At 72.5% G+C, this 20,731-nt stretch carries 14 protein-coding genes; 6 read left to right on the top strand and 8 right to left on the bottom strand.

The features are described from left to right. Positions 1 to 490: 490 nt before the first annotated feature. From mraY to mraZ, 7 genes are all read right to left on the bottom strand, one after another. Complete coding sequence (gene mraY, locus ABZU91_RS09745) at positions 491 to 1,615, bottom strand: phospho-N-acetylmuramoyl-pentapeptide-transferase (protein WP_354856133.1); 1,125 nt, start codon at positions 1,613 to 1,615, stop codon at positions 491 to 493. Next, positions 1,612 to 3,009 carry a UDP-N-acetylmuramoyl-tripeptide--D-alanyl-D-alanine ligase gene (gene murF / locus ABZU91_RS09740; RefSeq protein ID WP_355236642.1) on the bottom strand — a complete coding sequence of 466 codons (1,398 nt, stop codon included), beginning with the start codon at positions 3,007 to 3,009 and terminating at the stop codon, positions 1,612 to 1,614. Before murF ends, mraY begins: the two co-directional genes overlap by 4 nt. Further along, positions 3,006 to 4,568, bottom strand: a complete 1,563-nt coding sequence (locus ABZU91_RS09735; protein WP_355236639.1) for a UDP-N-acetylmuramoyl-L-alanyl-D-glutamate--2,6-diaminopimelate ligase — start codon at positions 4,566 to 4,568, stop codon at positions 3,006 to 3,008. Before ABZU91_RS09735 ends, murF begins: the two co-directional genes overlap by 4 nt. A 52-nt stretch (positions 4,569 to 4,620) precedes the next feature. Beyond that, positions 4,621 to 6,816, bottom strand: coding sequence for a penicillin-binding protein 2 (locus ABZU91_RS09730; RefSeq protein ID WP_355236636.1), 2,196 nt, complete (start codon positions 6,814 to 6,816; stop codon positions 4,621 to 4,623). Positions 6,817 to 6,819: 3 nt separating this feature from the next. Continuing rightward, positions 6,820 to 7,425: a septum formation initiator family protein gene (locus tag ABZU91_RS09725; protein WP_355236633.1), complete on the bottom strand. Its 606-nt coding sequence runs from the start codon at positions 7,423 to 7,425 to the stop codon at positions 6,820 to 6,822. Further along, a complete protein-coding gene (gene rsmH / locus ABZU91_RS09720; protein WP_355236996.1) occupies positions 7,422 to 8,528 on the bottom strand; it encodes a 16S rRNA (cytosine(1402)-N(4))-methyltransferase RsmH in 1,107 nt (368 codons plus the stop codon). Before rsmH ends, ABZU91_RS09725 begins: the two co-directional genes overlap by 4 nt. A 205-nt stretch (positions 8,529 to 8,733) precedes the next feature. Continuing rightward, on the bottom strand, positions 8,734 to 9,165 hold the full coding sequence (gene mraZ, locus ABZU91_RS09715; protein WP_355236630.1) for a division/cell wall cluster transcriptional repressor MraZ: 432 nt from the start codon (positions 9,163 to 9,165) through the stop codon (positions 8,734 to 8,736). A 355-nt stretch (positions 9,166 to 9,520) separates the two neighbouring features. On the opposite strand from mraZ, the gene ABZU91_RS09710 reads away from it, so the two are divergent. The 3 genes from ABZU91_RS09710 to ABZU91_RS09700 are packed head-to-tail and all read left to right on the top strand — an operon-like array spanning position 9,521 to position 12,157. After that, a complete protein-coding gene (locus tag ABZU91_RS09710) occupies positions 9,521 to 10,768 on the top strand; it encodes a MurT ligase domain-containing protein (RefSeq protein WP_355236993.1) in 1,248 nt (415 codons plus the stop codon). Further along, positions 10,758 to 11,477, top strand: coding sequence for a glutamine amidotransferase (locus ABZU91_RS09705; protein ID WP_355236627.1), 720 nt, complete (start codon positions 10,758 to 10,760; stop codon positions 11,475 to 11,477). The genes ABZU91_RS09710 and ABZU91_RS09705 overlap by 11 nt, the downstream gene beginning before the upstream one ends. Then, positions 11,474 to 12,157 (top strand): VTT domain-containing protein, encoded by a 684-nt coding sequence (locus ABZU91_RS09700; protein WP_355236624.1) that lies wholly within the window; start codon positions 11,474 to 11,476, stop codon positions 12,155 to 12,157. The genes ABZU91_RS09705 and ABZU91_RS09700 overlap by 4 nt, the downstream gene beginning before the upstream one ends. Before the next feature lie 224 nt (positions 12,158 to 12,381). Here ABZU91_RS09700 and leuS read toward each other — a convergent pair whose 3' ends face one another. After that, positions 12,382 to 15,222, bottom strand: coding sequence for a leucine--tRNA ligase (leuS, locus tag ABZU91_RS09695; protein WP_355236621.1), 2,841 nt, complete (start codon positions 15,220 to 15,222; stop codon positions 12,382 to 12,384). Between the two features lie 402 nt (positions 15,223 to 15,624). Here leuS and ABZU91_RS09690 point away from each other — a divergent pair, with 402 nt between their 5' ends. Genes ABZU91_RS09690 through ABZU91_RS09680 form a run of 3 tightly spaced genes read left to right on the top strand, consistent with a single transcriptional unit; the run spans position 15,625 to position 20,468 of the window. Next, on the top strand, positions 15,625 to 16,677 hold the full coding sequence (locus tag ABZU91_RS09690) for a MoxR family ATPase (RefSeq protein ID WP_355236618.1): 1,053 nt from the start codon (positions 15,625 to 15,627) through the stop codon (positions 16,675 to 16,677). 1 nt (position 16,678) lies between these two features. Continuing rightward, positions 16,679 to 17,977 carry a DUF58 domain-containing protein gene (locus ABZU91_RS09685; protein ID WP_355236615.1) on the top strand — a complete coding sequence of 433 codons (1,299 nt, stop codon included), beginning with the start codon at positions 16,679 to 16,681 and terminating at the stop codon, positions 17,975 to 17,977. Between the two features lie 16 nt (positions 17,978 to 17,993). Beyond that, positions 17,994 to 20,468 carry a DUF3488 and transglutaminase-like domain-containing protein gene (locus ABZU91_RS09680; RefSeq protein ID WP_355236612.1) on the top strand — a complete coding sequence of 825 codons (2,475 nt, stop codon included), beginning with the start codon at positions 17,994 to 17,996 and terminating at the stop codon, positions 20,466 to 20,468. Positions 20,469 to 20,731 lie beyond the last annotated feature (263 nt).

Raw genomic sequence — 20,731 nt, 5'->3', positions numbered from 1 at the left:
GCGTCTCGTCCGACTGCCTGCCGACCTCCGTGACGCGTCCCGCTTCCGCCGTCGGTGGCCGTCGCGGCCGGCCGACCGTCCTGTCTTCGCTTTTCCCTCGGTCCTCCCCCACACGGACATCATCACCGTTCGGCGCGCCCGAGTGGTCCACAACGCTGCACCGGGCGTGTCGTGCGAAGAGGCCGTCCGCCGGACCCCGGGCAGCGGGCGGCAGGCGGCAGGCGGCGGCGGGCAGCGGGCAGCGGGGAGGCAACCCTCCCCGCACGTCCTTTGCTCTGCTTCAACCCGCGCAACAGTTCGGCTACCCGAGTGTTGCCTGGGTTGAAGCAGAGCAAAGGACGCTCCCAGCACCCGCGCCACCGGTACAAACCAGAGCCCACGGCCCAGCCGCAGCGCCGAACCCAGCCGCAGCGCCAGCCCCGGCTACGGCCACCGGCGCCGGCCAGCGGGTCAGCGGGTCAGCGGGTCAGCGGGTCAGCGGGTCAGCGGGTCAGGTCATGTTGGCGAGGAACTCGCTGTAGAACAGGCCCAGGGCGATGGCCACGCCGATGCCGGCGATGATCCAGAACCGGACCACGATGTTGACCTCGCTCCAGCCGGCCAACTCGAAGTGGTGCTGCAACGGGGACATCCGGAACACACGTTTACCGGTGGTCCGGAAGGAGATGATCTGGATCACCACGGACATCGTGATGATCACGAAGAGCCCGCCGATGATCGGCAGCAGCAGGATGGTCCGGGTGGACATCGCCATGCCGGCGATCAGGCCGCCCAGCCCCAGCGCTCCGGTGTCACCCATGAAGATCCGCGCCGGGGACGTGTTCCACCACAGGAAGCCCACACACGCCCCGGCGGCGGCCCCGGCTATCAGCGCGATCTCCAACGGGTCACGGACCTCGTAGCAGTACGGCTGGGTGTAGCTCGGGTCGGCGCACCAGTGGCGGTACTGCCAGAACGCGATCAGCGCGTACGCGGCGAGCACCATCACCGACGCGCCGGTGGCCAGACCGTCCAGGCCGTCCGTGAGGTTGACGCCGTTCGTCGCGGCCATCACCACGAAGATGAAGATGATCACCGCGCCGACCTTGCTGACCTCCAGGAAGTCGATGTCCCGGATGAAGCTCAGCGTGGTGCTGCCCACGGTCTGGGTGTTGGTGGCCTTGCCCGTCGCGTCGGTCATCGTGCTCGGGAACCACAGCGCGATCACGCCGAAGACCGCGCCGACCAGGATCTGACCGAGTAGCTTGCCGCGCTTGTTGAGGCCGGCGCTGTTGCGCTTGCGCACCTTGAGGAAGTCGTCGAGGAAGCCCACCGCGCCGGAGAACACCATCAGCCCCAGCAGCACCAGCGCCGTGATGGTCGGCTCCACCTGCGCGATCTGCGCGTCCGGCAGCGTGGTCAGGGCCAGGTGGCCGGCCACGTACGCGATCACCGTGGCCAGGATGAAGACCACGCCGCCCATCGTCGGCGTGCCCTTCTTGCCCTGGTGCATGGCCGGGCCGTCGGACCGGATCGGCTGGCCGGCCTTGAGCCGGGTGAACACCTTGATCGCGATCGGGGTGCAGAACAGCGAGACGACGAAGGCCACCCCGATGGCGACGATGATGGCCCTCATCGACTGGCCTCCTCGGCGGCGTCGGCGCGCAGGGCGTCGGCCACCTCCCAGGTCCGGTACCGGGAGCCCTTGACCAGGACGACGTCGCCCGGCCGTAGCTCGCCCCGCAGCACCTCGACGGCCGCCGCCTGATCGGTGAGCAGCACCGACTCTCCTCCCCAGTTCGCTACCGCTGTCGCGCCTTCGTGGATCGGCGCGGCCGGCTCGCCCACCACGAGCAGCCGGTCGACACCCAGCTCGGCCGCGAGCCGGCCGACCTCGGCGTGGCCGTCGCGCTCGAACGGGCCCAGCTCGGCCATGTAACCGAGCACCGCGACGGTACGCCTCTCACGTCCGAGGCTGGCGAGCGCCCGGAGCGCGACCGCCATCGAGGCCGGGTTGGCGTTGTACGAGTCGTCGATGACCGTCACCCCGTCGGGCCGGTCGAAGACGTCCATCCGTCGGGTGGACTTCAGCCCCAGCTCGCCGAGCGCCGTGGCCAGCTCGGCCAGCGGCATGCCCAGCTCCCGGGCGACCGCGGCGGCGGCGAGCGTGTTGCCGACCTGGTGGCGTCCGGTCAGCGCGAGCCGCACCGGCTCGCTTCCCTCCGGCGTGACCAGGGTGTACGACGGATGGCCCCGCTCGTCGAGTGTGACGTCCTCGGCACGCAGGTCGGCGTCCGGCGCCTCGCCGTAGCGGACCACGCGCGCCCGCGTGCGGCTCGCCATGGCGTCCACCCGGGGGTCGTCGGCGTTCAGCACGGCCAGCCCGTCGGACGGCAGCGCCTCGACCAGCTCGCCCTTGGCCTGGGCGATGGCCTCCTGCGAGCCGAACTCGCCGATGTGCGACGTGCCGACGTTGAGCACCACCGAGATCCGCGGCGGCACCAGCTCGCACAGGTAGCGCACGTGCCCGATGCCCCGAGCGCCCTTCTCCATGACCAGGTAGCGGGTGTCCGTCCCGGCCAGCAGAGCCGTGTACGGGTGGCCCAGCTCGTTGTTGAACGAGCCGGGCGGCGCGACCGTGGCACCGAGCCGGGCCGTGAGCTGCCCGATCAGGTCCTTGGTGGTGGTCTTGCCGGACGAGCCGGTCACCCCGATCACGGTCAGCTCAGGTAGCCGGGCCACCGCCGCGCGGGCCAGCTTTCCCATCGCGGTCAGGGCGTCGTCGACCAGCACCATCGGCACCCCGGGCACCTCGCGGGTGCCGAGCACCGCCACCGCGCCCGCCTCGACCGACGTCGCCGCGTAGTCGTGCCCGTCGACCTTCTCCCCCGGGAACGCCACGAAGAGCGAACCGGGCCCGACCTTGCGCGAGTCGAACTCGACCGAGCCGGTGACGGTGACGGCCGGATCGGCGGCGACGAGCCGCCCGTCGACGGCCGTGGCCACCTCGGCCAGGGTCAGGGCGATCACCGCTGACCCGCCCGGTCCGCGAAGCGCGCCCGCAGCGCGTCGGCCAACTCGATGCTGTCGTCGAACGGGAACACCTCGCCCGCCACCTCCTGGCCACGCTCATGCCCCTTGCCGAGCAGAGCGATCACGTCGCCCGGTTCGGCCAGCCGGACCGCCTCGTCGATCGCGTCCCGGCGACCGGCCACCTCGATGATCCGCGCCGCCGTGCCGGCCCGGTACGCCCCGGCGAGCACCTCGGCGCGGATCTCGGCCGGGTCCTCGGTGCGCGGATTGTCGTCGGTCACCAGCACCACGTCGGCTCCCTCGGCGGCGGCGGCCCCCATCACCGGCCGTTTGCCCCGGTCCCGGTCCCCACCGGCGCCGATCACGCAGATCAGGCGTCCGGCGCTCAGCTCACGCAGCGCGGCCAGCGCCGCCACGATGGCGTCCGCCTTGTGCGCGTAGTCGACGACACCGCGTACCGGCCCGGTGACGTCGACCAGTTGCAGGCGACCGGGCACGCCACCGCAGGCGGCCACACCGTCGGCTGCCGTCGCCGGGTCGACCCCGGCACCCACCAGCGCGGCGATGGCCAGCAACGCGTTGGCCACGTTGTGTCGGCCGGGCAGCGCCACCCCGGCGGACACGACCACGCCGTCGGGACCGTGGGCGGTGAAGCGCTGGGCGTACCCCTCGCCGTCGACGTCGTCGGCCCACCACGTCGCGGTCGGGTCGCCGGCCGCCGAGTAGCTGACCGTCGCCGGCTTGTAGAGCGGCGTCAGCGCCGGGTCGTCCTGGTTGAGCACCTCGACCGCGCACCGACCGTCGAAGAGTTGCGCCTTCGCGGCGAAGTAGTCGGCGCTGTCGGCGTGGAAGTCCAGATGGTCGGAGCCGAAGTTGGTGTAACCGCCCACGGCGAAGCGCACCCCGCCGACCCGACCCATGGCCAGGGCGTGACTGGAGACCTCCATGACCACGGCGGTGACCCCACGCTCCCGGGCGGTGGCCAGCATCGCGTGCAGGTCGGTCGCCTCGGGGGTGGTCCGCACGCTGTCGATCACCAGGTCGCCGAGACGGGTCTCCACGGTGCCGATCAGCCCGGTGGTGTGCCCGGCGGCGCGCAACCCCGACTCGACCAGGTACGCCGTGGACGTCTTCCCGGCCGTGCCGGTGATGCCGATGACGGTCAGGTCGGCGGTCGGGTCGCCGTAGACGGCCGAGGCCAGCTCGCCGAGCGCCGCGCGCGGGTCGGGTACCACCAGGGCGGGCAGGCCGCTCGCCGCCGCCAACTCGGCGCCGGCCGGGTCGGTCAGCAGCGCCACCGCACCGGCCTCGGCCGCGCCGACGGCGAACTCCGCGCCGTGTCGGCGGGCGCCGGGCAGGGCCGCGTACAGGTCGCCGGGGCGGACCTCCTGGCTCGCGTGGGTGGCACCCGTGACGACCACGTCGGCGGCGTCCGCCGGCAGGTCGACGGCGAGCCGGACGGCGAGATCACCGAGCCGGACGCCGGTCACGGTACGTGGACGTGGATTGCCGGGCACGGCGTCAGACCCTACCCGGTCGTCCGGTTCCGGCCGCACAGCCGCCCCGGTGGTTCGTCGGCACTCACCGATGATGTCGCGCCTGCGCTGGTCAGCGCGGATAGACCACGAACTTCGGTGCCGAACCGGTCGGGGACGGCGGCACGCGGTAATGACGCAGCGTGAACTGCATCATGTTCCGGAAGGCCGGGTTGGCGATCGCCGCACCACCGCCACCCGGGGCGTACACGAAGACCGCGATCACGTACCGGGGCTTCTCGGCGGGGGCCATGCCGATGAAGGAGGACACCTCACCCGGCTGCTTCTTGCCGTCGACCAGACGCCAGCCGGTGCCGGTCTTGCCGGCGACCCGGTAGCCGGGGACCGCGGCCGTGGTGCCGGTGGCGCCCTCGACAGTGGTGACCGCCTCCAGCATGGTGCGCAGCGCCGCCGCGTTCTGCGGGCTGAGCACCGAGCGGGTGACCGGCGCCGGCGCCGGGGTGTGCTTACCGTCCGGCCCGATCGTCTCCTTGACCAGGTGCGGCTGCACGTACGTACCGTCGTTGGCGATCGCGGCGTACGCGGCGGCCATCTGCAGCGGCGTGGCGTCGACGCTGTGCCCGATCGGCACCGACCCGTACGACGAACCGCTCCACTCGTCGGCCGGCAGCAGCCGGCCGCTGGCCTCGCCGGGCAGGCCCTCACGGGTGGGCTGGCCCAGCCCGAACCGCTTCTGGTAGTCGATCAGTCGTTCCTTGCCGAGCTTGTCGGCGACGGTGATGGCGCCGACGTTCGACGAGAAGGCGAGCATTCCCGGCACGCTCATCTTCCGGCCGTTGGCGGGGTGCGTGTCGGAGAACCAGGTGTCGCCCATCTTGATGCTGTTCGCGATCGGCAGCGTCGTGTCCGGGGTGATCACCCCCTCCTGCAGCGCCGCGCCGTAGGTGATCGCCTTGTGCACCGAGCCCGGGTCGACCACGAAACTGGTCGCCGCGTCCTCCCGGGCGACCGGGTCGCTCGGGGTCGGCTTGGCCGCGTTGTAGGTCGGATCGCTGGCCTGGGCACGCACCTCGCCGGTGGCGACGTCGATGATCACGGCCGCGGCGGTCGCACCCTTTTGCCCCGCCATCCCCGCGCTGAGGATCTGCTGGGTGCGGAACTGGAGGTCCCGGTCGATGGTGAGCGCGATCGAGCTGCCCGGCTTGGCGGCGGTCGTCTTGCTGTAGCCGCCGGGGATCGGCGCGGCGAGGTCGCCGAGGCCCGCCTCGTACACCCGACGGCCATCCTGCCCGGAGAGCAGGTCGTCGTAGCGGGCCTCCAACCCTTCCAGGCCGTCCATGTCCTGGCTGGTGAAGCCGATCAGGTTGGCCGCCAGGTCACCACCGGGCACCTCGCGGCGCTCGTCCCGGTGCACCCCGATGCCGGCCAGGTCCAGCGCCAGCACCTGCTTGGCGGTGGGAATCTCCACCCCCCGGACCAGGTACTCGAAACGGGACGCGTTGCCGTTCTCCAGCTTGCGCGGCTTCATCAGCTCGGCGAGCTTCGACGCCGGGATACCGAGCAGCGGGGAGAGCGCCTTCGCGGTGGCGGCCGGATCCTTGATCAGGGTCGGGTCGGCGAACACGTACCGGGCCTCGACGCTGTGGGCCAGCGGCTCGCCCCGGAAGTCGTAGATCGCGCCGCGCGGCGCGGGCAACTCCACCGTCCGGGTCCGGGCGGCGACGCCACCTCCGGCGTACGCCGGAGCGTCCACCGTCTGGAGGAAGACCAACCGCACCCCGATGACGACGAAGAGCGCCAGGGTGAGCACGGTGCCCAGGCGCAGCCGCAGCCGCGGGTCGGCGAGCTTCGGCGGACGTGGCGGCTTGCGGTAGGGCCGGCGGGCGGCCGGACGGTCGGTGCGGCGTGGTGCGCGCGGCGTGGTGCGGCGGCGCGGTGGCGGCTCGTCGCCGGCCGGGCCGCGCGGGGCGACGGTCCGCACGACGCCGCCCCGGCCGGCCGCCGGAGCGTCCCGTCGGCCGGAGCGGGCGGCGGCCCGGCCGCCGTCGAGCACCTGCAACGCCGGTCGGAACGGATCGCCGGACCGCGTGCTGCCGCGAGGGGTACGCCGCTGCTCCGTGTTCGCGCCGCGCGCGGGCGTTCCACGTTCCTCGCGGACCGTCCGACCCCTCGGGGTGTACGCCCGCGCGCCGGAGATGCCACCGATCCCCTGCCCACTCGTGCGCGACTCGGAGTCGCTGGCGTCCCGCGCAGAACCGCGCCGGGACCCTGTGGGGTCCCGGCGCGGCTCGTCCGACCTTGGTGGCACCGGTCAGCCTCCCGCACCCTGGCTGGTGACCGACGGCTCGCCGGTCGCCGGCTTCGGCACGCCGATCGGCTTGCCGTCCGGCATCCGGATGTACGCCGGCTCACCGGCGTCCACCAAGCCCAGACGACGTGCCTCGGCGGTCAGGTTTCCCGGCGCCTTGGCGTCGGCGATCTCCTTGTCGAGCTGCTGCTTCTCCAGGTCCAGTCGGGCCTGCTGCTGCTGCAGCTTCTCCAGCCGGAACGCGTTCTCATTGATCTTGGTGTTGACCGCCAGGATGCCGAAGACCCCCCCGACGACCAGCAGCACGATCAGCGCCGCGAACGGCGCACGCGGCACCGACACCGGCGGCGGCGGCGCAACCCGCAGCCGCGGCGAGCGGGCCGTCGCCGTGGCGGTCGCCTTCTCGGCCGGACGCAGCGCGGCGCTGCCCTGGGTGGGGAACTCGCGCGCCCCCCGGGCGCGAGTCTCCCCCTGCCGGTTGACCCGATCGATGCGTGGCGTACCGTTCCCCACGCGCGGGGCTCGCTCCGCCGCGGTCCGGCCCCCCGACCGCGGTGCGCGCTGCCCGCCGCCGGTGATGTCCCGGCGGTCGCGCTTGTCAATGTTCATGTCCCCTCCCCCTCTATATCCGTCCCTCTGCCGTCCGCCGGCGCCGCTGGATCCCCCACGGATCCCGCTGACCCCGTCCCCGGTTGGTGCATCGCCTTCACTCGTCGGCGGGACCGTTCGCGGTCGGTCCGCCCCTGCTCCGTCGCGTTCGGGTCGAGTCGCTCCGCGGCCCGCAGCCGCACCGAGGCGGCGCGCGGGTTCGCGGTGACCTCCGCCTCCCCGGCCAGTTCGGCGCCCCGGCTGAGCAGCCGGAACGTCGGACCGGACCCGGGAAGCTCGACGGGGAGGTCGACCGGGCCCTTACTGCGGACCCGGTCCGCGAGCGCCGCCTTGGTGAGCCGGTCCTCCAGCGAGTGGTAGGACAGGACCACCATGCGACCACCCACGGTCAGTGCGTCGAGCGCGGACGGCAGCGCTGTCTCCAGCGCTGCCAGCTCTCTGTTTACCTCGATCCGTAAAGCCTGAAACGTTCTCTTTGCCGGGTGCCCACCCGTTCGTCGGGCTGGTGCCGGAATCGACTCCCGAACCAGCTCCGCCAGGCGCGCGGACGAGGTGATCCGGGCGCGCTCGCGCTCGCGGATGATCGCCGAGGCGATCCGACCGGCGAACTTCTCCTCGCCGTACACCCGCAGCACGCGTGCCAGGTCCGGATGGCCGTACGTGTTGACCACCTCTTCGGCGGTCACCCCCCGGGTCTGGTCCATCCGCATGTCCAGAGGCGCGTCCTGCGCGTACGCGAACCCGCGGTCGGGCGCGTCCAGTTGCAGCGACGAGACACCCAGGTCGAACAGGATCCCGTCGATGCCCGGATAACCCAGCCGTTCGAGCACCTCGGGCAGCTCGTCGTAGACGGCGTGCTCCAGGTGCACCCGGTCGGAGAACCGCGCCAACCGCACCCGTGCGTGGGCGAGCGCCTCGGTGTCCCGGTCGAGCCCGATCAGGACCGTCTCCGGGTGTGCCTCCAACACCGCCTCCGCGTGCCCGGCCAGGCCGAGCGTCGCGTCGACGTGCACCGTCCGGCCGCCTCGACCCAGCGCGGGGGACAACAGCTCGAGACACCGCTCGAGCAGCACCGGCACGTGCGTGCCGCGCAACTCCCCCATGATGACCCCCACTGGTTGAAACGTCCGTTCTTGTCGCGCGCCTGCCGTGGAGACGGCGCTGCCGTCGTACCGCCAGATCCCCATCCGCTCCCGCCCGACACCGGCTCTCACCGGATGACTGGATCGTGCGCCTGGCACCGGGGAAGTGATGCCAGGAACTCGAAAGCGGCTGGAGATCTCGCAGTACGTCGGGCGCCGTTCCGCCCTACAGACCGCCGGGCAGCACCCCCTCCTCGATGTCGGCGAAGTCGTCTTCGCTCTCGGCGAGGTAGGTCTCCCAGGCGGTCTTGTCCCAGATCTCCACCCGCGTGCTCGCGCCGATGACCACCAGGTCACGGTCGAGCGCCGCGTACGCACGAAGGTGCGCCGGAATCGTCACGCGGCCCTGCTTGTCCGGCACCTCGTCGTGCGCGCTCGCGAAGAAGACCCGGCTGTAGGCCCGGGACGCCTTGTGTGTCATCGGCTGCGCGCGCAACTGCTCCGCTATCCGCTGGAACTCGGGTGTCGGAAAGACATAGAGGCAGCGATCCTGCCCTTTTGTGACCACGACACCCCCCGCCAGCTCATCCCGGAACTTGGCCGGAAGGATCAACCGGCCCTTCTCGTCGAGGCGTGGGGTATGGGTGCCGAGGAACATCGGCCCAACCCCCTCGCCCTTGAGCGGCGTTCGCGGCGCCGCTGACCCCCCGGGCCGGTGAGCCCTCCCGGCCTCACCATTGGGCCCCACTCTACTCCACTTCCCTCCACCTGCAACCAGATTCGCCCGCGTGGCGCGTCCGATCCGCTCGCAAAACCGCACGTCACAGGGGGTGGAGCGCAGTGGAGGGCCCGGGCGCCCGCCCGGCGTGGTCCGCTTTCCGACATAGATCGACTCCGTCCGGTGGAGCGCGGGCCGACCTCCCGCACGAACGCCACGGCCGAACGGTTCCCCGTCGGCGGCGATCTGGCGAGGCGGGCGGTCCGGTAACCTCGCTCGCGTGACGGACGCGAAAATGCCCCTACGGGCCAAGGTGGCGAGCTCCGTGTCACGGACCGCCGCGGCGCTCTCCCGGGCCGCCGGTCGTGGCGACGGTTCGGTGATCGGCGGGTGGATCGGGCTGAAGATCGACCCGGACCTGCTGGCGCACCTGTCGGCCGGACGCGCCATCGCGCTCGTCTCCGGCACCAACGGCAAGACGACCACCACTCGGTTGACCGCCGCCGCGGTCGGCGTGCTCGGCCGGGTCGCCACCAACTCCTTCGGCGCCAACATGCCCAGCGGGCACACCTCGGCGCTGGCCAAGGCAGGCAGCACCCCCTACGCGGTGCTGGAGGTCGACGAGCACTACCTCGCCCAGGTGCTGGAGTCGACCGAGCCGCACGTGGTCGCGCTGCTCAACCTCTCGCGCGACCAGCTCGACCGTGCCAAAGAAGTCGCCATGATGGCGCAGCTCTGGCGCGCGGCCCTGGTGCGGCACACCAACGTGCGGGTGGTGGCCAACGCCGACGACCCGATGGTGGTCTGGGCCGCCACGCCGCCGGCCGACCCGGCCCGCGGCATCAACCCGCCGCACGTGACCTGGTTCAGCGCCGGCCAGCGCTGGCACGACGACTCCTGGGTCTGCCCCGAGTGCGGCTCCACCATCGCGCGCTCCGGCGACCAGTGGTGGTGCACCGGCTGCGCCCTGCGCCGCCCGGAGCCGCACTGGGTCGTCGAGGACGAGGGTGTGCTCGACCCCACCGGGGCCTGGCACAAGGTCTCCCTCCAACTACCCGGCAAGGTCAACCTGGGCAACGCGGCGACCGCGCTGGCCGTGGCGTCCGAGTTCGGCGTACGCCCCGTCGACGCGGTGTCCCGCCTCGGCATCGTCACCTCGGTGGCCGGCCGGTACGCGCAGGTCGACAGGGACGGTCGCAACATCCGGCTGCTGCTGGCCAAGAACCCGGCCAGCTGGCTGGAGGCGTTCGACATGGCCGACGAGGCGCCGACCCTGCTCTCCATCAACGCGCGCGACCCCGACGGGCTGGACACCTCCTGGCTGTTCGACGTCGACTTCGCGCCGCTGCGCGGCCGGCAGGTGTTGATCACCGGCGACCGGGCATACGACCTGGCGGTTCGGCTGGACGTCAACGACGTGCCCTTCCAGCACGTCCGCACGTTCGACGACGCCGTCCGGTCGGTCCCGCCCGGGCGGCTGGAGGTCATCGCGAACTACACCGCGTTCCAGGACATCCGAGCGGAGTTGGACCGTGTCAACTGAGAGCCTGCGCATCGTCTGGATCTACCCCGACCTGCTGTCCACCTACGGCGACCGGGGCAACGCGCTGATCCTGGCCCGGCGGGCCCGCCAGCGCGGCATGCCGGTCGAGGTACTGGAGGTCCGCTCCGACCAGCAACTGCCCGCGACGGCCGACATCTACCTCGTCGGCGGCGGCGAGGACGGCCCGCAGGCGCTGGGCGCGCAGCGGCTCCTCGCCGACGGCGGTCTGCACCGGGCGGTCGCCCAGGGTTCGGTGGTCTTCGGCGTCTGCGCCGGTTACCAGCTGCTCGGGACGTCCTTCTTCGCCAAGGGCGTGCAGTGCCGCGGCCTGGAGCTGCTCGACCTGCGGTCCGACCGGGGCGAGAGCCGGGCGGTCGGCGAGTTGGCCGGTGAGATCGACCCGCGGTTGGGCCTGCCGGCGCTGACCGGTTTCGAGAACCACGGCGGGCGTACCCACCTCGGCCCGGAGGTCTCCCCCCTGGCGCGGGTCACCGCCGGGATCGGCAACGACGGCGCCACCGAGGGCGCCTGGCGCGGCAAGCTCCTCGGCACCTACTCGCACGGGCCCGCGCTGGCGCGTAACCCGGCCCTGGCCGACCTGCTGCTGCGCTGGGCCACCGGGGCACACCAGCTCCCGCCCCTGGACGACGCCTGGCCCGACCGGCTCCGCAACGAGCGCCGTTCAGCGGTGGCCGCCGCCCGGGCATGATCCGCACCGTCCGACGGCTGCTCCGGCAGCCGTCGGCCGCCCGGTTCGCGCTGCTGGTCGTCCTGATCGGCGCGTGCGGGGTGCTGCTGCTCCTGGCGCCCCGACCGGACCCGGCGCGGCTGCCGGCGCTCGCCGACCAGTTGGGTGACTTCGCGCCGGTGGCGGCGATCCTCGGCGGTGCGCTGCTGCTGGTCGCGCTGGTTCCCCGTACCTTCGTCACGCTCGCCGCAGGCGCGATCTTCGGCCCCCTGGAGGGCGCCGCGTACGCCCTGGGCGCGGCATTGGTGGCCGCGGCCATCGGGTTCACGATCGGCCGGCTGCTGGGCCGGGAGTTCGTCGCCGAACGGGTACGCGGTCGGTTGGCACGCCTCGACGGCTGGTTCGCCCGGCAGAGCGTGTTCGGGGTGGTCACCGTCCGGCTGCTGCCGATCGCCGGCTTCGGACTTGTCAGCTACGGCTACGGCACGACCGGCGCCCGGGTGCTGCCGTTCCTGGCCGGCAGCGTCATCGCCTCCGCGCCGACCGCCTTCGGGTACGCGGCGATCGGCGCGGCCGTCAGCTCCCCCGGGCACGTCAACTGGTACGCCGCCGCCCCCGCCAGCCTCGGTCTGATCGCCAGCGTCGTGCTCGTACACCAATGGTGGCGCGCCGAACGACGTCGCCGGCAAATCCCGGCCTAACCGCCCCCGCCCCCCGCCCCCGGCCCTCGCCCCTCGCCCCCGGCCCTCGCCCCCGGCCCTCGCCGATCTTGCACTTTCTGTCCCGACAAACCCTGACACAGGGGGCGGAACGTCAACAGAAACTGCAAGATCGACGGGGCGGAGACGGGGCGGGGACGGGGCGGGGCGGAGACGGGGCGGGGTGGAGACGGGGCCGAGACCGGGCGGGGTGGGGTGGGGTGGGGTTAGGCGACTACGGAGACCATTCGGCCCTTCACCACGATGACCTTGCGGGGCTCCTTGCCGGCCAGCGACGTGGCCACCGCCTCCAGGGCCGCCGCGCGGACGGTCTCGTCGGCGGCGTCGGCGGGCACCTCGACGCGGCCCCGGACCTTGCCGTTGACCTGCACCGGGTAGGTCACCGTGTCGGCCACCAGCAGCGCCGGGTCGGCGGTCGGGAAGTCCGCGTACGTCAGCGAGGTGTCGTGGCCCAGCTTGCGCCACAGCTCCTCGGCCACGTGCGGGGCGAACGGCGCCACCATCAGCACCAGCGGCTCGGCCACCTCGCGGGGCGTCGCCGACAGCGCGGTCAGCCCGTTGGTCAGCTGGATCAGCTTGGCGATCGCGGTGTTGAACCGGATGTTGTCCATGTCGCCGCGGACCCCGTCGATCACCGTGTGCAGCAGCCGGCGGGTCGCCTCGTCGGCCGGGTCGTCGGTGACCCGCAGTTCGCCCGTCTGCTCGTCGACGACCGCCCGCCACACCCGCTGCAGGAACCGGTACGAGCCGACCACCGCCCGGGTCTCCCAGGGACGGGACACCTCCAGCGGGCCCATCGACATCTCGTACACCCGGAAGGTGTCCGCGCCGTACGCCGCGCACATGTCGTCGGGGGTCACCACGTTCTTCAGCGACTTGCCCATCTTGCCGTACTCGCGGTTGACCACCAGGTCTTCCAGGTAGTACGCGCCGTCGCGCTCGACGACGTCCTCGGCCTGCACGTAGCTGCCGCGCGAGTCGGTGTACGCGTACGCCTGGATCATGCCCTGGTTGAACAGCTTGCGGAACGGCTCGAACGACGACACGTGTCCCAGGTCGAACAGCACCTTGTGCCAGAACCGCGCGTACAGCAGGTGCAGCACGGCGTGCTCGGCCCCGCCGACGTACAGGTCGGTGCCGCCGCAGTCGCCCTCGCCGCGCGGGCCCATCCAGTAGCGCTCGTTCTCCGCGTCGACGAACCGTCCGCTGTTGGTCGGGTCCAGGTAGCGCAGCTCGTACCAGCAGGAGCCGGCCCACTGCGGCATCACGTTGGTCTCGCGGGTGTAGCGCTTCGGTCCGTCACCCAGGTCCAGCTCGACCTCGACCCAGTCTCGCCGCCGGGACAGCGGGGTCTCCGGGTTGCTGTCGGCGTCGTCGGCCGCGAACGTCTTCGGGGAGAAGTCGTCGACCTCCGGCAGCTCGACCGGCAGCATCTCCTCCGGCAGGGCGATGGCCGCGCCGGTCTCGTCGTACACGATCGGGAACGGCTCGCCCCAGTAGCGCTGCCGGGAGAACAGCCAGTCGCGCAGCCGGTAGGTCACCGCGCCGGTGCCGTGCCCGTTCGCCTCCAGCCACGCGATGATCGCCGCCTTGGCGTCGACGACACCCAGGCCGTCCAGGTCCAGGCCGCGTTCGGGCGCGGCGCTGTTGATGGCCGGGCCGTCACCGGTGTACGCCTTGCCGTCGAAGCCCTCCGCCGGCTGCACGGTACGCACGATGGGCAGCTCGAAGACCTCGGCGAACGCCCAGTCGCGCTCGTCCTGCGCGGGCACCGCCATGATCGCGCCGGTGCCGTAGCCGGCCAGTACGTAGTCCGCGATGAAGATCGGGATCTGCCCGCCGGTGACCGGGTTCGTGGCGTACGCGCCGATGAAGACGCCGGTCTTCTCCTTGGAGTCGGACTGCCGCTCGACGTCGGTCTTCGCGGCGGCGGCCTTGCGGTACGCCTCGACGGCCTCGGCGGGGCTGGCGTGCCCGCCGGTCCAGGCGTCCCGCGTGCCGTCCGGCCAGGTGACCGGCGCCAGCGCGTCGACCAGCTCGTGCTCGGGCGCCAGCACCATGTAGGTGGCCCCGAAGATGGTGTCCGGGCGGGTCGTGAACACCCGGATCGGCTCCCCCGCCGTGGCGAAGTCGATGTGCGCCCCGGTCGACCGGCCGATCCAGTTGCGCTGCATCAGCTTGATCGGCTCGGGCCAGTCCAGGCTGTCCAGGTCGTCCAGCAGCCGGTCACCGTACGCGGTGATCCGCATCTTCCACTGCTTCAGGTTGCGCTTGAAGACCGGGAAGTTGCCCCGGTCGGAGCGACCGTCGGCGGTGACCTCCTCGTTGGCCAGCACGGTGCCCAGCCCGGGGCACCAGTTCACCGGCGCCTGCGAGACGTACGCCAGCCGGTGGTCGTCGACGACCTGGCGGCGCTCGGCGACGCTCAGCTCGGCCCAGGCACGGCCGTCCGGGGTGGCCCGGTTGCCGCCCTCGAACTCGGCGATCAGCTCGGCGATCGGGCGGGCCCGGCCGGCGTCGCGGTCGTACCAGGAGTTGAAGATCTGCAGGAAGATCCACTGTGTCCAGCGGTAGAAGTCGGTGTCGATGGTCGCCACCGAGCGCCGCTCGTCGTGCGCCAGCCCCAGCCGGCGCAGCTGCGCCTTGTACCGCTCGATATTGGCGACCGTCGTCGTCCGCGGGTGGGTGCCGGTCTGCACCGCGTACTGCTCGGCGGGCAGCCCGAACGCGTCGAACCCCATGGCGTGCAGCACGTTGCGCCCGGCCATCCGCTGGTAGCGGGCGTAGCAGTCGGTGCCGATGTAGCCCAGCGGGTGGCCGACGTGCAGGCCGGCGCCCGACGGGTAGGGGAACATGTCCAGCACGTACAGCTTCTCCGCGCCGGCCCGGGGGTGGCCCGGATCGGCCAGCGGGCCGGTCGGGTTGGGCGCGTGGAAGGTGCCCTCGCGCGCCCAGGTGTCCTGCCAACGGGTCTCGATCTCGTCGGCCATGGCCGCGGTGTATCGGAACGGGGGAATGTCGCCCGCCGGTGCGGCTGCCTCGCTCATCGTCTCTCCTCGCTTCGCTTCGCTTCGTCTCGGCACCGCCGGGCCGGACCGGCGGCGGGCACAAAAAAGCCCCTCGCGCAGGAGGGGCCGCCGTGCTGTCGCGCGTTCAGCGCATCAGCACGGCCCGGTAAGAAGCAGGAAGACTCCGGCCATGCCCCGCAGTGTACCGCGCGCACGGTTCCGCCCGTCGGCCGCCGGGCGGGGTCGGACCCGTTCCCCCGAGCTGGCGAATATCGGGGCGTAACCGGCGGACTACCTGCGGGGGTCGGCGATAACGACAAACATGGTTAGCCTGAGAGGCCAGTGAGATCCCTGCGGCAAACGAGGCTCGACGTCGCGAACCCAACGGCGGGTCCAGGTGCTCTCTACAGAGCTGCCGTGACGGCGACGAGGAGGAGGCCCGTGACACAACAGACCTGGGACGAGGTGGGCGGCCTGTTGCCGCACGACGAGTTCCGCGCCGCCAGCGAGGCCATCGTGGCCAACATCGAGCAGGTCATCGAGGGTAAGACCGCCACCGTGCGGCTGGCTCTGGCCGTCCTGCTCGCCGAGGGCCACCTCCTCATCGAGGACGTTCCCGGCGTCGGCAAGACCAAGCTCGCCAAGGCCCTCGCGCGGTCCATCGACTGCACGGTCCGCCGCATCCAGTTCACCCCGGACCTCCTGCCCAGCGATGTCACCGGCGTCAGCGTCTACAACCAGGAGACCCACGACTTCGAGTTCCGTCCCGGCGCCGTCTTCGCCAACCTGGTCGTCGGCGACGAGATCAACCGGGCCTCGCCGAAGACCCAGTCGGCGTTGCTGGAGTGCATGGAGGAACGGCAGGTCACCGTCGACGGCGTGACCTACCAGCTCCAGACCCCGTTCATGGTCATCGCCACCCAGAACCCGATCGAGATGGAGGGGACGTATCCGCTGCCCGAGGCGCAGCGGGACCGTTTCACCGCCCGGATCGCGATGGGCTACCCGGACGCCGGCGCCGAGCTGGCGATGCTCGACGGGCACGGTGCCACCGACCCGCTGAACGAACTGCGCCCGGTCTCCGACGCCGACATCGTCCGGCAGCTCATCGCCACCGTCCGGCAGGTGCACGTCGCCGACGCGGTGAAGCAGTACGCGATCGACCTGGTCACCGCCACCCGTGAGGCCCCCGACCTGCGCCTCGGCGCGTCCCCCCGGGCGACGCTGCAGCTGTTGCGCACGGCCCGGGCGGTCGCCGCGCTGGAGGGTCGCGACTATGTCCTCCCGGACGACCTGCAGGCGCTTGCGGTGCCGGTGTTGGCGCACCGGATCATCCCGACGGCCGACGCGCAGCTCGCCCGGCGTACCACCGACGCGATCGTCTCCGAGCTGGTGCACCGACTGCCCCTGCCGCACGACCGTCAGCGCAACCCGTACGACACCCGGCCCGCCACCGGCAACGGTCGCCCGCCCTACGAGCCGCGGAGGCCGTGACGTGCGTGCCGGGCTACGCGGGCTGACGACCCGCGGGCGCTCGTTCCTGGCGGCCGCGGTCGCGGCGACGGTCTCGGCCGTCATCCTGGGCGAGAAGGACCTGCTCCGGGTGGCCCTGTTGCTGGCCATCCTGCCCCTGCTGGCGGCCGCCTACGTGGGCCGCAGCCGCTACAAGCTGGCCTGCAACCGGTCGCTGGACCCGCACCGGGTTCCGGTCGGGGCCAACTCGCGGGTGGTGCTGCGCCTGCAGAACCTCTCCCGGCTGCCCACCGGCACGCTGCTGCTGGAGGACCGGCTGCCCTACGCGCTGGGCAGCCGGCCCCGCGTCGTGCTGGAACGGCTCGGCGCACATCAGGCCAGCTCCGTGGCGTACACGGTCCGCGCCGATGTGCGCGGTCGTTACGACGTGGGTCCGCTGGTGGTCCGGATGACCGACCCGTTCGGTCTCTGCGAGCTCACCCGCGCCTTTCCCAGCACCGACCATTTGACAGTCATCCCGCAGGTCACCCCGCTGCCGTCGGTCCGGCTCCCCGGAGAGTACGCGGGCAGCGGCGACAGCCGGGCGCGTTCGGTGGCGGTACACGGCGAGGACGACGCGGCGACGCGGGAGTACCGGCGCGGCGACGACCTGCGCCGGGTGCACTGGAAGTCGACGGCCCGCACCGGCGAGCTGATGGTGCGCCGGGAGGAGCAGCCCTGGGAGAGCCGGGCGACGGTCGTGCTGGACACCCGCGCGCACGGCCACCGGGGTGACGGGCCGACGGCGAGTTTCGAGTGGGCGGTCTCGGCCGCCGCGAGCATCGCCGTGCACCTGCGCCAGGCCGGCTACAAGCTGCGCCTGGTCACCGGCTCGGGAGTCGACGTGGACGCCTCCGAGGGCGGCGGTGACGGCGCGGTGCTCGACCACCTGGCCGAGGTGCGGTTGGACCAGCGGGCCGAGATGACCGAGTTGGTGCAGCGGGTCCGGCAGCGCGCCGACGGCGGGTTGATCATCGGACTGTTCGGCACGGTGAGCGTCGCCGAGGCCGATCTACTGGCCGGGCTCCGCGGCAACGGTGCGACGTGTGTCGGTTTCCTGTTGGACAGCTCCACCTGGCTGAGCCTCCCCGAGAAGGCTCGCGCCGAGGCGGAGCACGCGCACGGCGCCGCCGTGCTCGCCATGGTGCGCAGTGGCTGGCGGGTGGTCGGCGCCGACCACGGCAGCCGACTGCCGGCGCTGTGGCCGCAGGCGGGCCGCGGCTCCCAGGGCTTCGCCCTGCGGGCCGCGCTGGCCGAGACGGTCGCTGGCCGGGTGCGATGAACGGAAGGTTCCCCTCATGATCGCCAGCCGGAACACCGGCGCGGTGGCGGCCGCCGCGACGCTGCTCGCCGCCGCGCCGCTGTCGGCCATCTTCCAGACCTGGACGTGGCTGATCCAGTGCGCGATCGCGGTCGCCGTGGTGGCCGGTGTGGCCGCGCTGACCCGGCTCGTCCGCGCGCCACTCTGGGGTCAGGTGCTCGGCATGCTTGCCGCCCTGCTGCTCGCGCTGACCTGGCTGTTCCCCAGCGGCAGTGAGCTGCTGGCCGTCCTGCCCACGCCGAGCACGATCGCGCATTTCGCCGACCTGCTCGCCGGCTCCGCGCAGGACATGCGCTCGTACGGCGTCGAAGTTCCGGACACCGACCCGCTGCTGTTCATCACCGTGCTCGGCGTCGGCGGGGTGGCCGTACTGGTGGACGTGCTGGCGGTGGGGCTGCGGCGGCCCGCGCTGGCCGGGCTGCCGATGCTCGCGATCTACTCGGTGCCGGTCGCCGTCTACGTGGACAGCGTCCCCCCGGCGCCGTTCGTGGTGGGCGCCGCCGGTTACCTGTGGCTGCTGGTGACCGACAACGTCGACCGGGTACGCCGGTTCGGGCGGCGGTTCACCGGCGACGGTCGTGACGTGGACGTGTGGGAGGCGTCCCCGCTGGCCGCCGCCGGTCGTCGGCTCGCCGTGGTCGGCGTGGTGCTGGCCGTGGTGCTGCCGTTGGCGGTCCCGGGCCTGAGCGGTGGGCTGCTCAACAGGCTCACCGAGGGCACGGGTAACGGCAGCGGCACCGGCCGGGGCGCGGGCGGCTCGTCCGGCCGGATCGACCTGTTCGCGTCGCTCGCCGGTCAGCTCAACCAGTCCGAGGTGGCCGACCTGGTCAAGGTGACCACGTCCGAGCCGAACCCGTTCTACCTGCGGTACGCCGTCGCCGACGAGCTGCGCCCGAGTGGTTTCCAGGCCCGCCCGGCGAGCGGCCGGCCGGTGAACCGCGATCTGCCCAACCCGAACGAGCGGGTCGGTCCCGGGGTGCAGCAGACCGAGTACCGGGCGAGCGTCGAGGTGACCAAGAACCTCAGCATGTCGCTGATGCCGGTGTACGCCGAACCGGTGCGCACCCAGGACCTGAACGGCAACTGGCTCTACGACCCCAACCAGCAGATCGTCTTCTCCAACCGGGAGAGTTCGCGGGGGCGCAAGTACACGTTCGACTACATCCGCTCGACGTACAGCCCGGCGACCCTGCGGGCCGCGAAGCCGCTGCCGGCCGACCACCCGGTCCGCCGGCAGCAGACCGCCACCCCCGGCCCGGTGCCCGAGGTGGAGGAGCTGGTCCAGGGGCTGACCCAGGGCAAGCGCACCGACTACGACCGGGTGCTGGCCATCTACCGGCACTTCTCGGCGGACAACGGCTTCAAGTACCGGCTCAGCACCGAGAGCGGCAGCAGCGGCCAGGACATCGTCAACTTCCTGACCAACAAGGTCGGCTACTGCCAGCAGTACGCCGCCGCGATGGCCTGGCTGGTCCGGTCGGCCGGCATCCCCGCGCGGGTGGCGTTCGGCTTCACCAACGGCAGCAAGCGCGACGGCGACACGTACACGCTGACCAACCTCAACCTGCACGCCTGGACCGAGGTCTTCTTCGACGGTGTCGGCTGGGTGCCGTTCGACGCCACCCCGGCGTACGGGGTTCCCGGCTCCACCCGGTCCGCCTGGGCTCCGGACACGGACGCGCCCGAACCGTCCGCCCCGGAGACCGGCGCCACGGACAGCCCGACCGGTGCGGACTCGTCGGCCGGGCCGGCCGGTCCGGACAACGCCGACCGGGACACCGATTCCGGGCTCTCCCTAGGCGGATCGACGCCGGACGAGCCGGCACCGGTCTGGCCGTGGTGGCTGGCGGGCGTACTCGCGCTGGTGGCACTGCTCGCGGTGCCGGCGCTTCGTCGTCTGGCGTTGCGGCGGCGGCGGGGCGGCCGGGCGGCCACCACGACGGCCACCACCGTCCCGGGCGACGGGCCTCCGGCCGACGACGCACGCCTGATGGTGGTCGAGGCGGACGCCGGTCGCGCTCGCGCGGACGCCCACGCCGCTTGGGCGGAGCTGCTCGACACGCTCGTCGACTTCAAGGTCCGGGTCGACTCGACCGAGACGCCCCGGGCGACCGCGGACCGACTGGTCCGGGACGCTCTCGCCGACGACGGCGAGGCGGTCGGCGCGGCCCGGCTGCTCGGCCGTGCCGAGGAGCGGGCCCGGTACGCGCGGGACCCGCTGACCGGTGAGCCGCTGCCGCCGGCGCTGCGCGCGGTCCGTGGCGCGCTGTCCTCCAGCGCGGATCGGCGGACCCGCCTGCTCGCCACCGCGTTGCCGCCGTCCGTGCTGCTGCGCTGGCGGATCGCCCTCGCGGACGCCTCCGGCCGTCTGGTGGCGTGGACCGGACGGGTCCGCTACCGGCTACTGCGCTGGAACCCGCGTCGGATACTGGCCGACCGCGCAGCCCGCTGACCGACGCCCGTGCTGTGGGGTGGCGGGCTGTCGCCCGCCGCCCCAGCCCAGCCCGCCCAGCCCAGCCCAGCCCCAGCCCCAGCCCCAGCCCCAGCCCCAGCCCCAGCCCCAGCCCCAGCCCCAGCGATCTTGCACTTTGTGTCGCCGCATAAGGGGCAATGCCACTCATACGGACAACAGAAACTGCAAGATCGGCGCGACATGAGGGGGGCGCGGAGCCGCGAGCGCGGCGCGCGCGAGCGCGGAGCGCGCGCGTGGGGGTG

It is taken from the genome of Micromonospora sp. NPDC005174, from assembly GCF_040608495.1.
Lineage (GTDB): Bacteria > Actinomycetota > Actinomycetes > Mycobacteriales > Micromonosporaceae > Micromonospora.
The sequence above is the reverse complement of the archived record's forward strand: the minus strand, read 5'-3'. Positions and strand labels throughout refer to the sequence as shown.

Bases quoted from the DNA above. Each gene is read 5' to 3' on its own strand.
- mraY (WP_354856133.1), bottom strand. From the start codon at position 1,615: ATGAGGGCCATCATCGTCGCCATCGGGGTGGCCTTCGTCGTCTCGCTG.
- ABZU91_RS09725 (WP_355236633.1), bottom strand. From the start codon at position 7,425: ATGAACATTGACAAGCGCGACCGCCGGGACATCACCGGCGGCGGGCAG.
- rsmH (WP_355236996.1), bottom strand. From the start codon at position 8,528: ATGGGGGAGTTGCGCGGCACGCACGTGCCGGTGCTGCTCGAGCGGTGT.
- mraZ (WP_355236630.1), bottom strand. From the start codon at position 9,165: ATGTTCCTCGGCACCCATACCCCACGCCTCGACGAGAAGGGCCGGTTG.
- ABZU91_RS09710 (WP_355236993.1), top strand. From the start codon at position 9,521: ATGCCCCTACGGGCCAAGGTGGCGAGCTCCGTGTCACGGACCGCCGCG.
- ABZU91_RS09700 (WP_355236624.1), top strand. From the start codon at position 11,474: ATGATCCGCACCGTCCGACGGCTGCTCCGGCAGCCGTCGGCCGCCCGG.
- leuS (WP_355236621.1), bottom strand. From the start codon at position 15,222: ATGAGCGAGGCAGCCGCACCGGCGGGCGACATTCCCCCGTTCCGATAC.
- ABZU91_RS09680 (WP_355236612.1), top strand. From the start codon at position 17,994: ATGATCGCCAGCCGGAACACCGGCGCGGTGGCGGCCGCCGCGACGCTG.